At 60.8% G+C, this 15,293-nt stretch carries 12 protein-coding genes; 1 reads left to right on the top strand and 11 read right to left on the bottom strand.

Annotated elements, in window-relative coordinates; translation table 11 throughout:
- Positions 1-277: 277 nt before the first annotated feature.
- From LIY36_RS21260 to LIY36_RS21210, 11 genes are all read right to left on the bottom strand, one after another.
- Positions 278-1,168: a DMT family transporter gene (locus LIY36_RS21260; protein ID WP_226457032.1), complete on the bottom strand. Its 891-nt coding sequence runs from the start codon at positions 1,166-1,168 to the stop codon at positions 278-280.
- Between the two features lie 116 nt (positions 1,169-1,284).
- On the bottom strand, positions 1,285-2,781 hold the full coding sequence (locus tag LIY36_RS21255; RefSeq protein WP_226457089.1) for an aldehyde dehydrogenase: 1,497 nt from the start codon (positions 2,779-2,781) through the stop codon (positions 1,285-1,287).
- Positions 2,781-3,683 (bottom strand): dihydrodipicolinate synthase family protein, encoded by a 903-nt coding sequence (locus LIY36_RS21250; protein ID WP_226457031.1) that lies wholly within the window; start codon positions 3,681-3,683, stop codon positions 2,781-2,783. The genes LIY36_RS21255 and LIY36_RS21250 overlap by 1 nt, the downstream gene beginning before the upstream one ends.
- 38 nt (positions 3,684-3,721) lie before the next feature.
- A complete protein-coding gene (locus tag LIY36_RS21245) occupies positions 3,722-5,053 on the bottom strand; it encodes an MFS transporter (protein ID WP_226457030.1) in 1,332 nt (443 codons plus the stop codon).
- Between the two features lie 160 nt (positions 5,054-5,213).
- Positions 5,214-6,533, bottom strand: a complete 1,320-nt coding sequence (locus LIY36_RS21240; RefSeq protein ID WP_226457029.1) for an NAD(P)/FAD-dependent oxidoreductase — start codon at positions 6,531-6,533, stop codon at positions 5,214-5,216.
- 83 nt (positions 6,534-6,616) lie between these two features.
- On the bottom strand, positions 6,617-7,339 hold the full coding sequence (locus LIY36_RS21235; protein ID WP_226457028.1) for a GntR family transcriptional regulator: 723 nt from the start codon (positions 7,337-7,339) through the stop codon (positions 6,617-6,619).
- 139 nt (positions 7,340-7,478) lie between these two features.
- The gene (locus LIY36_RS21230) at positions 7,479-8,492 is read right to left on the bottom strand and encodes a GlxA family transcriptional regulator (protein ID WP_226457027.1); all 1,014 of its coding nucleotides are present in this window, start codon (positions 8,490-8,492) and stop codon (positions 7,479-7,481) included.
- A gap of 1 nt (position 8,493) precedes the next feature.
- Complete coding sequence (locus LIY36_RS21225; RefSeq protein WP_226457026.1) at positions 8,494-9,339, bottom strand: ABC transporter permease; 846 nt, start codon at positions 9,337-9,339, stop codon at positions 8,494-8,496.
- On the bottom strand, positions 9,339-10,184 hold the full coding sequence (locus LIY36_RS21220; RefSeq protein WP_226457025.1) for an ABC transporter permease: 846 nt from the start codon (positions 10,182-10,184) through the stop codon (positions 9,339-9,341). Before LIY36_RS21220 ends, LIY36_RS21225 begins: the two co-directional genes overlap by 1 nt.
- Positions 10,181-11,293 (bottom strand): quaternary amine ABC transporter ATP-binding protein, encoded by a 1,113-nt coding sequence (locus LIY36_RS21215; protein WP_226457024.1) that lies wholly within the window; start codon positions 11,291-11,293, stop codon positions 10,181-10,183. The genes LIY36_RS21220 and LIY36_RS21215 overlap by 4 nt, the downstream gene beginning before the upstream one ends.
- Positions 11,294-11,381: 88 nt before the next feature.
- Positions 11,382-12,230, bottom strand: coding sequence for a glycine betaine ABC transporter substrate-binding protein (locus LIY36_RS21210; RefSeq protein ID WP_226457023.1), 849 nt, complete (start codon positions 12,228-12,230; stop codon positions 11,382-11,384).
- A gap of 574 nt (positions 12,231-12,804) precedes the next feature.
- On the opposite strand from LIY36_RS21210, the gene LIY36_RS21205 reads away from it, so the two are divergent.
- A complete protein-coding gene (locus tag LIY36_RS21205) occupies positions 12,805-15,237 on the top strand; it encodes a TonB-dependent receptor plug domain-containing protein (protein ID WP_192301002.1) in 2,433 nt (810 codons plus the stop codon).
- The last annotated feature ends 56 nt before the right edge of the window (positions 15,238-15,293 follow it).

Raw genomic sequence — 15,293 nt, 5'->3', positions numbered from 1 at the left:
TGCAGGCGATCGGTTGGCACCGAGAGAGACGCACAGACGGTATGCGATTTCGTGGCCATCCCTGCGCCAGCATTAAATGATGGCCAAATAATGCCAACGCATTCGGACAAGGGCAACAAAACAGTCCAAAAATGTACAACTCTGCCCCCGCTGACGCCGGCGCTATCGGTGGTTTTCAAGTCAAAGCCGAGCACGCTTGGCGCCACGCCGAAACTGCATTGCTAGGAAGCAGCAGTACAGACGTGGGGGCATGACATGAGTTCTTCCTTAGGAGTGCTTAAGGTCGTCCAGGGCCTTTTTGCACGCTCGGCGCCTCCCCCTCGCCCTGCGCCGACAACACGATCGCCAGCACAATCAACGCCGCCCCCGCCAACATGCGGTACGACGGCGCCTCGTGGAACAACCACCAGGCACAGGCAATCGCGTACACCGGTTCCAGGGAAATGATCATCCCCGCGCTGCGTGCGTTGAGGTTCTTCAGGCTTTTGACGAACAGCGCCTGGGACACCGCCGTGCATAGCACACCGAGGATCGCCAGGTTGAGCCAGTCGACGTGGCCCAGTTCCACCAGGTCGAACACGGCCATTGGTGCCATGATCACGGCCACGGTCGCGTTTTGCCAGAACACCACCTGCACGCCGTTGCGCCCATCGGTGGCGCGACGGTTGGTCATCGCCAGCAAGGCAAACGACAGCCCCGAGGCAATTCCCCACAGCAGTCCGACGGTGCCAGCGTTGGCGATTTCAAACGAGGGGGTCACCAGCATCAGGCCGAGGGTTACCAGCAGCAGCAACAGCGTTTCGGCCAAGCGCGGACGGTCGCGGAACACTGCCATGTCGAGCAAGGTGATGAAGGCCGGAAAGCTGGCAAAACCCAGGGTGGCGACGGCGACGCCACCGACCTTGATCGCGATAAAAAACGTGACCCAATGCGCGGCCAGCATCAGCCCCGAGATCGCGTAAATGCACAGTTTCCTGAGGTTCAGGCCGCGCATCAGCGCCCGGCCTTGAAGGTGAGCGAACACTGCGAGGGCCAACAGCGCGAATGCTGCACGGCCAAAGGTGATCACACTGGCGCTGGCATGAATCAGTGCGCCGAAGATGCCGGTCAAGCCAAACAGAAGTGCGGTGATATGGGCAGAGGTAAGGGCAGTACGATAAGCAGTCATGGAAAGGCTTCGCGAATACAGCGTGGGCCGTAGGCTTTTTTATTGTTGGCCCGGTGGATGGGCAGGCGCCCCGCTCGCTGCTTGCGTGGAGTTTTGTAACGGAGCGCCTGGTTGTTTTAGCCTTCGGACACGTCGATCCAGATGGTCTTGATCTCGGTGTACTGGTCGTGGGCCCACACGGACTTGTCACGCCCACCGAAGCCGGACTGCTTGTAGCCACCGAACGGCGTCGAGGCATCGCCTTCACCGAAGCAGTTGACAGTGACGATACCGGCGCGGATCTCGCGGGATAGCTTGATCGCGTTGCGCAGGTTGTCGGTGTACACCGACGCAGCCAGGCCATAGATGGTGTCGTTGGCCAGGGTGATGGCTTCTTCCAGGGTGGTGAACGTGGTGACGGTCAGCACGGGGCCGAAGATTTCTTCCTTGAACAGCACGCTGTCGGCGCTGACGCCGTCGACCACGGTCGGCTGCACATAGATGCCGTCTTCGGTCTTGCCACCGAAGACCACGCGCAGGTTCTCGTTGCCAGCCTGCACCAGGTACGAGCTGACTTTATCGAAGTGCGCCTGGCTGACCATCGAACCCAGGCGGTTGTCCGGGTCCAGCGGGCTGCCCATCTTCCAGTCTTGCAGTTGCACGCCAATGCGCTTGAGCAGCTCATCCTTGACGTCGGCGTGGACGATCAGGCGCGACGACGCCGAGCAATTCTCACCCATGTTCCAGAACGAGCCGTTGACGATATGCCCGGCGACCAGGTCCAGGTCGGCTACGTCGTTCATCACCACTGCCGGGTTCTTGCCACCCAGTTCCAGCACGATGCGCTTAAGGTTGGACTGCGCCGCGTATTGCAGGAACAGGCGGCCGGTGTCGGTGGAACCGGTGAAGCTGACCATGGTGACGTCCATATGGCGACCCAACGGCTCGCCGACTTCGCGACCGCCACCGGAGACCACGTTGAACACGCCGTCCGGAACCCCGGCCTGGGAGGCCAGCTCGGCCACGCGCAGCGCGGTCAGGGTGGTTTCCTTGGCTGGCTTGACGATGATTGAGCAACCGGCGGCCAGGGAGGGCGCGATCTTCCAGGCCAGCATCAGCAGCGGGAAGTTCCACGGCAGCACCAGGCCGACCACGCCGATGGCTTCGCGCACCACCAGGGTCAGCGCGTCGGACCCGACTGGCGCGGTATTGTCGTAGATCTTGTCGATCAGCTCGGCGTGCCAGCGGATCATGTGGATGGTTTCCGGCACGTCGGTCAGCTGGCACTCACGCACCGGCTTGCCGCTGTCCAGGCTTTCGAGCACGGACAGTTCGTGGGAATGCTGCTCCAGCAGGTCGGCAAAACGCAGCAGGACTTTCTTGCGCGTACCCGGGCTGAGTTTGTGCCAGCGGCCGTCGTCGAAGGCCTGCTTGGCCGAGGCCACGGCGAAATCCACATCGGCGCTGTTGCACGCGGTGATTTCAGCCAGCACGTCGCCGGTGGCCGGGTTGGTGGTGGTGAAGGTCTTGCCCGACACCGAGGTGTAGGCCGCGCCATTGATGAACGAGGTGGTCGGGAACTGGATGTCCTTGGCGATGGCCGCGTATTCGGCGGCGCTGAGCAGGTGAGTCATCATGCACCTCCGACGATATGCGCGACGTCACGCTTGAGGTGGGTGATGACAGTTTCCAGCGCCAGTTTTTCATCTTCGAACAAAGGTTGCAGCGGCGCACGTACGCTGCCGGTACGCAGGCCGTTGAAGGCGCAACCGGCCTTGATCGCCTGGACGAATTTGCCGCCTTCAAGGAAGTCCATCAGCGGCATGAACGCGCTCATGATCTTGCGGCCTTTGTCGAAGTCTTTTTCGATCACGCAGGCTTCATACAGCGCGATGTGTTCGTGTGGCACGAAGTTGGAACCGGCACACACCCAGCTACGCGCGCCCCAGGCGAAAAATTCCAGGGCCTGGTCGTCCCATCCGCAGGACAGCGCGATGTTCGGGTAACTGGTCGCCAGGCGGTGCACCTGAGTCATGTCGCCCGAGCTTTCCTTGATCGCCACGACGTTTTTCGAGGTGCTGACAGCCTTGAAGTACTCGTCGCCCATGCTCACGCTCATGCGGCCCGGGTAGTTGTAGAGCATGATCGGCAGGTCGGCAGCCTTGTCCACAGTCAGGGCGTGGATGGCGTTTTCCTGTTCGGTCGGCAGTGCGTACGGTGGCGAACCGACGAGGATCGCGTCGGCCTTGATAGCGCGGGCGGCCTTGGCGTATTCCACCGAGTCTTCGGTGCGGATGGCGCCGGTGCCGACGATCAGCGCAACGCGGTTGCCGATGACGTCCTTGGCGTGGGCGGCCAGGTCGATGCGCTCCTGGGCGGTGTGTGCGTAGTACTCGCCGGTGGAGCCGCCGATGATGATGCCGTGCACCTTGGATTCGATCAGGTATTCGAGCACATCAGCGAAGGCTGCGGTGTCGATCTGGCCAGTGGCGGTCAACGGGGTGATTGCCGGGGTGTAGATGCCTTCAAATTTCATGGGTGTTTCTCCAACAGTGAAAGTGATGTGTGTTTCGTTCAGTTGCTTAGCGCCGCTGCGTCCCGCAAGTTCAATGCGCGGGTTTCCGGGGCCATGGCCCAGGCGGCGGCCAGGCCGACAAAGGTCACGCCAGCTGCGACGTACATGGTGTTGCCGATACCGATCGAGGTCAGTGACAGCGGCACCAGGTAGGTGCCCACGGCCGCGCCGATCCGCGACAGCGAAGTGCCGATGCCGACGGCGAAGGCGCGGATTTCGGTGGGGAACAGCTCGTTGGGGTAGACCAGTTGCAGCACCTGTGCGCCGCCGATGAATACGGCGTAGGCGCCGAACAGGCACAGCACCAGCAGCTCATGGCTGTTGGAGAAGGCCGCCAGCAGCAACAGCGCCAGTCCCGACCAGAGGAAGCTGTGGATCAGCATGCTGCGCCGACCGATGGTGTTGATCAGCCGGGTGGCCAGGATGCAGCCCACCACGAACAGCAAGGTGATGAACATCGAGCCGTAGGAGGCCCATTCGCCTTTGAGGTTGAGGGCTTGCAGCACTTTGGGGGCAAAGGCGTAGACGGCGAATACCGGGATGATCGAGCAGGACCAGAATACCGAGACAAAGAACAGGCGCTTGCCGTAGCCCGAACGCAGCAGGTCGCGGAAGGTCATTTTGCCTTCGTCCGGCTGTTCCGGCAGGTCACGCAGCGAATAGTGCGGGCCGTAGACGCGCTTGATCACCTGTTCGGCTTCCGCGTCGCGGCCTTTGCTGAGCAACCAGCGTGCGGATTCCGGAGTGCCCAGACGCAGCACGAACAGCACCAGCCCGATCACCGAAGCGCTGGCCAACGCATAACGCCAGGCATCGTCGGCACCGGTGTCAACGATCGCGTTACCGACCACATAGGCAAACGCGGCACCGGCAAACCACAGGATGGTCAACGCAGCAAGCCGTGGCCCGCGTTGTTTCTTCGGCAGGAACTCGACCAGTAAGGAAGTGGCCACCGGGTATTCAATCCCCACGGCCAGACCAATAATGAAACGGAACAAGAACAGCACCCAGGCGGAGTCAACCCAGAGCTGTGCAAGGGAACACACAATAAATAACGACGGGCCGATGAAATAGACTTTCTTGCGCCCCAACTTATCGGTCAGCCAGCCACCGATAAAGCCGCCAAAGAACACGCCGATCAACGCCGACGCGGCAATCAGGCCCTGCCAGAACTCGGTCAGTTCCAGTGCGCTGCTGACTTGCAGCATCGCAATACCGATGATGCTTAATACATAACCGTCAACGAATGAACCGCCGCCTGAACGGGCCGTGAGCAATCGGTGAAAGTTATTAAGAGGTACATCCTCAACTGAGGCATTCGGACTTGTCATTATTATCTCCTACTTCGCTTCGTTCATTCGCCGGGTACAACACACACTTGAAATCCAGGCGAATGAAAGCCGTCTCAATCAGAAACCGCAGTCGCTAAAACGCCTGCTGTTTTCCAATCAATAGATTAAGTTCGGTAATACGGGTTGATGAGGGTGCGGATCAGCTTTCCTGGCCGGCGCGGCTTTGTCCCCATAGCAAGTTCATGTTTACACCCGCTGATAACAGCGGCTCCGGTGGGTTTCTGCTCGGGCCCGGGGACGTCAACAGGAAGTCCACCAGGTGATTGCTTTTGCCCGCCAGCCACTGCGCCAGCAAGGTGCCAGTGACGGTGCCGCGGGTCACGCCCAGGCCGTTGCAGCACAGGGCGCCGTAGACGTTTTTGGACAGCTCGCCAAAGTGCGCCATGTGGTTGCGCGACAGGCTGAGGGAGCCGCCCCAGGTGTATTCGAAGTTGACGTCGCGGTGCAGCGGGAAGCGGCGGTCGAACGACGCTTTATGGCGCTTCACAAAACGCTGCAGGTACTTGGGGTTGCTGCGTCCGTCGGTGTTGAAACTGAAGCTGTTGCGCACCAGTAGCCGGTTGTCGACGGTGCGGCGCAAGGTGGTGCCGAACGGGTCGGCCGGGATCACCCCCCAGAACGGGTCGCCACCCAGGCGCGCCTGCTCTGCTTCGTCCAGCGGACGGGTCAGGCTGGCGTAGGTGAAAATCGGCAGCATGCGGCCTTTGAGGAAGCCGAAGCTCATGGCGAAGGCGTTGTTGGTCAGCACCAGCTTGTCGGCGATGATGCGTCCGTGTGGGTGGATCAGTACTGTTTTGTCGCCGTACTCCACTTCGGTGATTGGGGTGTTTTCGTAGAGGGTCACGTTGGACGGCAGCGTGTCGGCCAGGCCTTTGACCAACGCTGCCGGTTGTACCAGTGCAGTGCCCGGGGTGAACAGCGCCTTGCGGTAGAAATCGGTGCCGATGCGGCTTGGCAGGTCTTGGGCTTCGAGTACCTGGTAGGCCTGGCCAAGCTTGTCGAGGCCACGGCGATAGGCGTCGAGGACGGCGATGCCGCGGCTCTCGATGGCCGCCTGGTATTTGCCGCAATCGCGCCATTGGCAGTTGATGCCGTGTTGCTTGACCAGATCACGCAGGATGGATTGCCCGGCGAGATTGAGTTCCATGCTGATCTTGGCGGTGGCAATGTCACCGATATAGTCTTCGGCGCCGATGTCGTGGGGCAAGTCGATGGCAAAACCGGCGTTGCGCCCGGACGCGCCGTAACCGACTTCCTGGGCTTCGATCAGTACGATCTCGTCGTCCGGGAAATTCAGCGCCAGCTGGCGGGCCGCCGCGAGGCCGGTGAACCCTGCCCCGACCACGGCCCAACGCGCTGTACTGATGCCGCTGTGACGCGGGCGCGCCACGCGCGGTGGGCTGAGGTGGAACCAGCCACAGGTTGAATCGTCTGCCGGTGTGTTTCTGATGAGTGCCATTATTCGCGACCTGGGTTCTTTTATAGTTGTTAGAGCTAACAGCTACCCGTCTGCATCGCATCACGCCGGCCCGCATCAAACGGTCAGAGCGTGAGCGCCACATCCAGGCCTTCGGGCGCCGCGTACTCGGACATCCGCCGACGGGACAGTTCGAGGTGGGCCTTCACGATTTCCCCGGCCAACACCGGATCGTGGTTTTCGATTGCGCTGATCATGTCGTCATGCTGCTGGGCGGCCACTTCCAGATCTTCCTGCATGTCCACCGTGGTCGGATGGCGGTAGAAGATCTTGCCCAGGCGGGCGTGGTCGATCAGCAAGCGCTGCAGGCTCGGCATCAGGTAGGCGTTGTGCGCCATCTTGCCGATTTGCAGGTGGAACTCGTCGTTGTACAAAACCCGGTTTTCAACATCGGTTTCTTCAATGGCGATGCGAAACAGCGCCTGGATCCGCTTCAACTCGACCACTTCGGCCGGTGTGGCGTGGGAACACGCCAACTGGGTTGTCGCGATGTAGATCAGCGGCGCAGCCAGAAAGAAGCTGCGCAGCGACTGATAACTCATCGCCGAAACCCGCGCGGCCCGATTGGCTTCGAGGTCGATATAACCCTCCGCCGCCATTTGCCGCATCAGTTCACGCACCGGAGGGCGCGACAAACCGAACTCATCACACAGCGCCAATTCGTCGACTACAGCGCCCGGAGCCAATTCCATGCTGAGGATGCGGCGCCGCAGCGCTTCACCCAATACCGCCTTGCGGTCGATGGCGGGCTCAACGGGAGCCGGGGTACTGAATTCTTTGGTAGCCATGGTGAAACCTTCCTAAGTAGTAAGTGCACACGGTCTACTACCTGTATTCGCACTATAAAACAACAAAATACTTTGTGTCTACAATTAAAATACAGAGCGTTGGAATCTGTCAGAGCCCTATGCCTGCTAGGCCTCACGGCTATTTGACCAGGCGGATTTCCTTGGACGGACGATGCCCGAAATAGGCGCTGTAGCACTTGCTGAAGTGGCTGGGCGAGACAAACCCACAGGCCACCGATACCTCTACGATGCTCAGCGAAGTGTGCTGCAACAGACGCCGCGCTTCGGTGATGCGCAAGTCCATGTAGTAGCGCTGCGGCGAGGTGCCGAGTTGCTCCTTGAACAGCCGCTCGATCTGACGTCGTGAGCGCCCGGCATACAGGCACAGGTCTTCCATTTGTAGCGGCTCTTCAAGGTTCACATCCATCAGGTGGCTCACTTCGCGCAACGGCCCGCTGACCGACACGCTCAACATCGGCTTGACCCGCCGAAAACGCGACGCTTCAAATGCGAGGATGTCTTCGATGCCATCGGTAAGGGTTTTGCCATGCAGGCTGCGAATCCACTCCAGCGCCATATAAAAGGCGCCAGTCGGACTCGATGCCGTCAGCCGATTGCGATCCACCACGTAAGCCTCACTAGTGACATGGCTCAGCCGCGCAATCTCGGCCAGGGCCGGGCGGTGCTCGGGGTGAATCGCGCATCGATAGCCCTCCAGCAGCCCTGCCCGACCCAGAAACCACGCGCCATTCCAGATACCCGCCAACACAACGCCCTGCTCCGCCGCCGCGCCCAGCAGCACCGTCAACTCGTCGTTGTAGCGCAGCGGCGTGCGGTAACCGCCGCAGATCACCAGCAGGTCAAGCGCCAATACCGCGTCCAGGCTCAAGCGCGCGTCGGGACGGATCACCAGGCCCAGGTCGCTGACGATTTCGTCAGTGCCCAGGCCGAAGGTTTGGGTGGCAAACGACTCGGGTCGCAACAGGTTGGCGGTGACGATGGTGTCCAGCGCCTGGGTGAAGGCCGGCAGCGAAAAATGCTCCAGCAACACAAACCCGGTCCGTGCCCGGCGCACGTCCTGGCCGGGGTGATCATTGAGATAGCGCATGTTCTTGCACTGCATGGCACCGCTGAATTGGCGTCGAGCTACCACGTCATGTACGCCGTGCCTGACGCTGCAACGCGCCGCGTGACAAACGATCGAGCAACAATGCCACCGCCACAATCGCCAACCCGGCGCGCAGGCCCAGGCCCATCTCCATGCGCGTCAGACCACGTGTCACCTCGGCGCCCAGGCCGCCCGCCCCCACCAACCCGGCGAGCACCACCATGGCCAGCGACAGCAAAATGCACTGGTTCAAGCCCACCAGCAGCGTCGGTGCCGCCGTCGGCAACTCGATCTTGAACAGGATGTGCCGCGGCGAGGCGCCCATGGCTTGACCGAGTTCGAGCAAATCCTTGGGTAGTTGTTTGAACGCCAGGGTGGTCAGGCGCAGCATCGGCGGGATGCCATACACAATGGTGGCGATGATCGCCGGCACCCGGCCCAGGCTGAACAACATCACGGCCGGGATCAGGTACACCCACGGCGGTACGGTTTGCATGATGTTGAGGATCGGCAGCAACGCCGCGTCCACACGTTTCACCCGCGCTGCGAGGATGCCCAGCGGGAACGCCACGCTGACCGAAATCAGCACCGCCACCGAGACCAGCGCGATGGTTTGCATCGATGCCACCCACAGCCCGGCAAACAAGCAGAACGCCAACATCAGTCCGGCAAACACGGCGACGCGCCAGTTGGCCAGGATCCACGCCAGCAGCACCACGATTGCAATCAACACATACGCGTGGGGTGCGAGCAGCGCGGTTTCGATGGAGCCCAAAGTGGCTTCGATAATCTTGCTAATCACCACAAACAGGCCATGCAGGTTGGCGTTCAGCCAATCAATGGCCGGCGCCAGGAAAGCCCCTGGGGAAAAACGCAAATCCGTCAGGTTCATCAGTTGACTCCCTTCTGCGACTGCGCCGCAGTTTGCGCGAGGCGGTCAAGGATCATGGTGAGGATGACGATGGCCAGTGCGGCGTTGATCGACTTGGCAATATCCAGGGTGCGCACCGCACCGTAGATCGCTTCACCCAACCCGCCGGAACCGACGATCCCGGCGATCACCACCATGCCGAACGCCATCATCAGGCTCTGGTTGACCCCGGCCATGATGCTCGGCATGGCGAACGGCAAGCGGATCTTGAAGAACATCTGCAAGCCGGTGACGCCACTGGCATCGCCCAGTTCGACGAACTCCTTGGGGGTCATGCGGATGCCCAGCGAGGTCAGGCGCAACGCCGGTGGCACCGCGACAATAAATGTCGCCAGCAACGCGGTCGCCGGGCCGTAGCCGAGCAAGGCAATTGCCGGCAGCAGGTAAATGTAGGGGGGCAAGGTCTGCACCAGGTCCAGGCACGGCTCGACCACACGGTCGAACGCCGGCGTCAGCCCGGCCAGGACGCCCAGTGGCACCGCGAACAGCAGCGCCAGCAACGTCGCGGTCAGCACCAGCGCGAGGGTGCTGACGGTCTCGGGCCACAGGCCGATAAAGCTGCACAGTAGCAACGCCAGCGCTGACAACACGGCAAAGCGCAAGCCGACCATGCGCCAGCCCAACAGGCCAATCAGCAGCGCAATCACGTAGAACGACGGCGACGCGATGCACCACAGCACCGCTTTGAACACGCCATTCAACGCGCTATTGACGGTTTCGAAGAAAAATTCGCCGTTGTCCTGCAGCCACATCAGGCCCGCATCCACGGCGGCGTCGAACTGCACCGAGAAATCCGGGGTACTCATGGCGTGGTCTCCAGCACCGGCGCGACGACCTGGGCGTCATTGGGGATGCCCTGCACGCCGCGCAGCAGATCCTTGGGCGTGATGATGCCGACCACCACGCCCTGCTCGACCACCGCCAACGGCTCCAGATCGCCACCGATGGTCAGGCCGATCAGGGCGTCGATGTCGGTGTCCGGCGAGGTTTGGGTCAGCCGTGAGAAATCGCACAGCGGGAACGCCTGGCGATACACCGCTATCGGCGTCATCACCGAATGGGCCTTGACCAGATGCAGGCGCGAGATGCCTGCGACAAATTCGGCGACGTAGTCATCGGCCGGGTTCAATACGATCTCTTCGGCGGTACCGACCTGGATAATCACGCCGTCCTTCATGATCGCGATGCGATCACCAATGCGGATCGCCTCTTCCAGGTCGTGGGTGATAAACACGGCGGACTTGCCCAGCTCTTTGGTGAGCTGGCGGAATTCGTCCTGCAACTGGCGACGAATCAAGGGGTCGAGCGCGCTGAACGGCTCGTCCATCAAAATGATTTCCGGGTCAGCGGTCAGTGCCCGCGCCAGACCGACGCGTTGCTGCATGCCACCCGAGAGTTCGCTGGGGTAACGCGCGGCCCAGTCGGTCAAGCCGACCTTGGCCAACGCCCGTTCCGCCACTTTATAGCGTTCGGCTTTGCCGACGCCCTGCACTTCCAGGCCAAACGCGGTGTTTTCCAGCACGGTGCGGTTGGGTAACAGCGCCACGCTCTGGAACACCATGCCGATATGTTTGGCGCGCACGTCGCGCAACTGCGCGGGCGACAACGCGGACAAATCCTGGCCTTTGACCAGCACCTTGCCGGCGCTGGGGGTGATCAATTTGTTGAGCAACCTGATCAGGGTTGATTTGCCACTGCCGGACAAGCCCATGATGCAAAAGATTTCACCGCGGCGAACCTGCAGGCTCACATCCGACACCCCGACCACGCAGCTGAAATCCTGCAGGACCTGGGTTTTGCCGAGGCCCTTGTGGACCACCGCTTCCATCGCCGCCTTGGCATTCTGACCGAAGATTTTCCAGACCGACTGGCAATCCACAAGCACTTCGTTGGTGTCTATTTTGACCGTTGTCATTGCTAAGCCTATTGAACCAGTTGGACTGGTTTTTCTAATTGATCAGAACGCGTTATCCGTACCGGGCAGTGGCAAAAAACTTCGAAGGTTATTGTTTGATATTGGCCCAACGTTTCATCAGGTCGGTGTGATTGGCCGACCAATCAGTGACGGCCTGATCCATGGTCTTGCCGTCCTTGACCGCGCCGTTGATGGCGGTGATGTCGGCCAATGGCACGTAGACGCTGGCGATCACTTCACGGGCGTGCGGGTATTCAGCGGTGAAGCCTTTATGTCCGATCCAGTAATAGGCCTGCGGCGGTGCGAAAGAGCCCTTTGGGTCCTTGAGGAACTTGAGGTCGAATTTCTGCGCCATCCACGACGGCTCCCAGATGGTCACGGCGACCCATTCCTTGCGATCCACCGCAGACTTGAGCGCGGCGGTCATGGCGGCGGTACTGCCTTCGAGCAGTTGCAGCTTGAGGCCGTAGTCTTTTACGGCTTTGTTGGCATCGCTCATTAAGCCCGACCCCGGCTCGATGCCGATGATCTTGCCGTTGAACTTGTCGGCGTTGTCGTTGAGTTGTTCCAGCGAGTCGATGTCGACGTACTTGGGTACTGCGATGGCCTGATACAAGCCGTAGGAAACCGGCGAGAGTTTTTCCAGGCGATTCTTGTTTTTGTTCCAGTAATCCTGGGTTGCGTAATCGGTCTGCGAGGCCAGCACCTGCACATCGCCCTTGGTCAGCGCGGCATACGCAATGCCGACTTCAGAGAACTCCACGACCTTCACGGTGTAGCCGGCGTTTTCCAGAACCTTCTTGGTAATGCCGGTAATCGGCGTCAGGTCTTCCCACGACATGGTGCCGACGGTGATGGTTTTTTCTTCGGCCTGGACCGGTAAAGCCGCCATCCCTACTAACGCAACTGCACAAACGGACTTCCAAAATTTATTCATGGCCTGCCTCGATCTACGTTCTATTTATAGTTCAAACCTTCATTCACAGAAGGTCCGTGTGATGCGACAACAAGGGGTACCGCCACCGGTGAGGGCTGTAGGACAAATCCAGACTCGCATGGGCCAAAGTGCCGGTCAATAGGATGTATTTTCTCTGTATACATATTGAATTCAAATAAAACACAATTGATATTATATTTTTACCAATAAATTCAATGGGTTATATGACATCAAAGAAAAACCGACAGGTCGGTTATAGAAAAGTCCTGCGTCGCTTTTGGAATGCTGCGCGAGCGGGAAACAGCGTGGGGTCTGGCGTGCGGGCAGGTTCTGCGAGGCACACGGCCATACAGACCGTGGCCGGTTTTATCGGCCAGACGGTCAACATCATAAAAATAGATGATCTTAATTAGCCGGGAGATGCCAATTTCTAATAATTAGCTTATTCCAAAAAAGAATTTCACTCAGGTTTTTTATAGGAATATCTTCAAAACACTAGACGACTTCCCTACCCCGCTTTTGAAGCTGTACCCACACCACGGGCCAGTGCCAGACTCAATGGACTACCACTGACATGCCCGACATCGCCTCTGCCGCCCCTCTGAAGAAGTTCCACCTGTCCTTGCTCACCAGCTCGCTGCTGCTGGCGACTGCGCCGTCGTTCGCCGAAACCGCGAGCGAAGACGCCAAGCTCGACACCGTCACCGTGATCTCCACCGGCCTGCGCGGTCAGCAACGTACCGTGGCTGACAGCCCGGCGCCGATCGACGTGATCAACAGCGACCAACTGCTCAAGACCGGCCGTGCGGAACTGTCCGAGGCAATCGCCAAATTGCTGCCGTCGTTCAACTTCGGCACCAATATCGCCGGCTACAACTCGGTGACGCGGCCGTTGAGCAACCGCAGCCTGGGCCCGGCGTACACCCTGGTGCTGGTCAACGGCAAACGTCGCCACAACGGCGCCACCGGCCAGCGCGGTTCCATCGACAACAGCGGCGCAAACGCGGTGGACATCGACCTGATCCCGGTCAGTGCCGTGGACCATATCGAAGTGCTCAAAGACAGCGCTGCCGCCCAGTACGGCTCGGATGCCGTGGCGGGCGTGATCAACATCATCCTCAAGAACAGCAAAAGCGGCGGCCACCTCGAAACCAGTTACGGCCAGCTGTTTTCCGGCCAGGGCGAGACCATCAAGGTCGCCGGTGACCAGGGCTTCGAACTCGGCGAAGGCGGCTTCTTCCACCTGTCCGCCGACGCGCGCAAGCGCGGCAACGCGTCGTGGAACGACAAGGCCGACCGCAGCGTCAGGGCCTTCAACGACCCGGCCAAGGAAGCCGCCTGGGACCGCGTAGCGATCAAGAACGGCGACCCCGATCTCAAGGCCTTCAACCTCGCCTACAACGCCGAACTGCCCTTGGAAGACCTTACGCTGTACTCATTCTCCACCTACGGCGAACGCGACGCCGAAGCGGCCAACTACTTGCGCCTGCCCACTGGCACCGCCGCCGTGCCGGAGGTATTCCCCGACGGTTATTTCCCGCTGAACAACATCAAGGACCGCGACTATCAATTGCTGTTTGGCGGCAAGGGTGAGCTGGCCGAGTGGAACTGGGACCTGAGCACCACCTACGGGCGCAACAATGTGCACCACTCCAGCGACCTGAATATCAACCCGTCCCTGGGTAGCGCATCGCCGACCAAATTCGACAACCTGGCAACCTTCCGGTTTGAGCAGTGGGTCAACAACCTCGACTTCACCCGCCGCTACGACAGCCTGTTCAACCTGACCCCGCCGGTGCAGGTGTCGGCCGGCCTGGAGCACCGTTGGGAGCATTTCAGCACCTTCGCCGGCGACCGCGAGGCGTATATCACCGGCACCTACCCGGCCGCGTCGGGTGCGCAGGCGGCGGTGACGATCCGCCCGGAAGATGAAGTCAGCCTGATCCGCAACAACTACGCCGGCTACCTGGACCTGGGTTTTGACCTGACCGACAAGTGGTTCCTCGACGTCGCCGGCCGCGTCGAGCATTACGATGACGATTCAGGCAACACCTTCGGCCTGAAAGTGAACTCGCGCTACGAACTGACCAACACCGTGGCCGTGCGCGGCACCGTCGGCACCGGGTTCCGCGCGCCATCGCTGACCCAGATCGGCTACACCGTGGCCGACAACCGCGTAGCCCTGGACGCCAATGGCAACGTGGTGCCCGCCGTCACCCGCCTGACCCCGTCCGGCAGCAACCTGGCCAAGGCCCTTGGCGGCGATGACCTCAAGCCGGAAAAATCGCGCAACCTGGGCCTCGGCCTGACCTGGCAACCCGCGCCACGCACCAGCATCACCGCCGATGCCTACCTGATCGACATCGACGACCGCATCGCCCTGACCAGCAACCTCTACGACCGTGGCAACGGCGCGATCAACGCCATCCTCACCGCCCAGGGCGTGCCGTCCGGCACCTGGGTCAACTACTACACCAACGCCTTCGACACCCGCACCAAAGGCCTGGACATCGTTGCCGACCACACCACGCCGTTGGATGCGCTGGGCGATGTGCGCTGGAGCCTGGGGTTCAACTGGAACAAAACCACGATCCAGGACAGCCGCGACACCCCCGCCGCGCTGGCCAATACCGGCGTGACCCTGGTCGGCCGCGACCGCGCCGGCGACCTCACCGACGCCACGCCCAAGACCAAATGGATCCTCGGCGCCAACTGGAAGCTCGACGACCTCGCGGTGAACCTGCAAACCGCGCGCTACGGCGCGGTCAAGACCCTGGCGGTCAACCCCAGCGGCGACCGCAGCTTTGGCGCCAAGTGGATCACCGACCTGGACGTCAGCTACACCTTCGTCGACAGCCTGACCCTGAGCATCGGCGGCACCAACATCTTCGACGTGCGCCCCGACAAGCACGCGGTGTACAGCAACCTGGGCCTCGCCGCCTACGGCAACCCGCCGTTCTACCCCGGCGGCGGCTACTGGTACACCAAGCTCGCCTACGACTTCTGATCCACACCTTGCATGCACTTGAATCGCCACATGAGGGCAACCCATTGAATACCGCC

Origin of the sequence: Pseudomonas sp. AF03-9 (genome assembly GCF_020515815.1) — a bacterium.
In the GTDB taxonomy this organism is placed as follows: domain Bacteria; phylum Pseudomonadota; class Gammaproteobacteria; order Pseudomonadales; family Pseudomonadaceae; genus Aquipseudomonas.
This window is presented reverse-complemented; position numbering and strand designations above follow the sequence as displayed.

What these genes read in the sequence shown, in the direction of transcription:
- LIY36_RS21260 (WP_226457032.1), bottom strand. Translation starts at nt 1,168, where the DNA reads ATGACTGCTTATCGTACTGCCCTTACCTCTGCCCATATCACCGCACTT.
- LIY36_RS21255 (WP_226457089.1), bottom strand. Translation starts at nt 2,781, where the DNA reads ATGACTCACCTGCTCAGCGCCGCCGAATACGCGGCCATCGCCAAGGAC.
- LIY36_RS21250 (WP_226457031.1), bottom strand. Translation starts at nt 3,683, where the DNA reads ATGAAATTTGAAGGCATCTACACCCCGGCAATCACCCCGTTGACCGCC.
- LIY36_RS21245 (WP_226457030.1), bottom strand. Translation starts at nt 5,053, where the DNA reads ATGACAAGTCCGAATGCCTCAGTTGAGGATGTACCTCTTAATAACTTT.
- LIY36_RS21240 (WP_226457029.1), bottom strand. Translation starts at nt 6,533, where the DNA reads ATGGCACTCATCAGAAACACACCGGCAGACGATTCAACCTGTGGCTGG.
- LIY36_RS21235 (WP_226457028.1), bottom strand. Translation starts at nt 7,339, where the DNA reads ATGGCTACCAAAGAATTCAGTACCCCGGCTCCCGTTGAGCCCGCCATC.
- LIY36_RS21225 (WP_226457026.1), bottom strand. Translation starts at nt 9,339, where the DNA reads ATGAACCTGACGGATTTGCGTTTTTCCCCAGGGGCTTTCCTGGCGCCG.
- LIY36_RS21220 (WP_226457025.1), bottom strand. Translation starts at nt 10,184, where the DNA reads ATGAGTACCCCGGATTTCTCGGTGCAGTTCGACGCCGCCGTGGATGCG.
- LIY36_RS21215 (WP_226457024.1), bottom strand. Translation starts at nt 11,293, where the DNA reads ATGACAACGGTCAAAATAGACACCAACGAAGTGCTTGTGGATTGCCAG.
- LIY36_RS21210 (WP_226457023.1), bottom strand. Translation starts at nt 12,230, where the DNA reads ATGAATAAATTTTGGAAGTCCGTTTGTGCAGTTGCGTTAGTAGGGATG.
- LIY36_RS21205 (WP_192301002.1), top strand. Translation starts at nt 12,805, where the DNA reads ATGCCCGACATCGCCTCTGCCGCCCCTCTGAAGAAGTTCCACCTGTCC.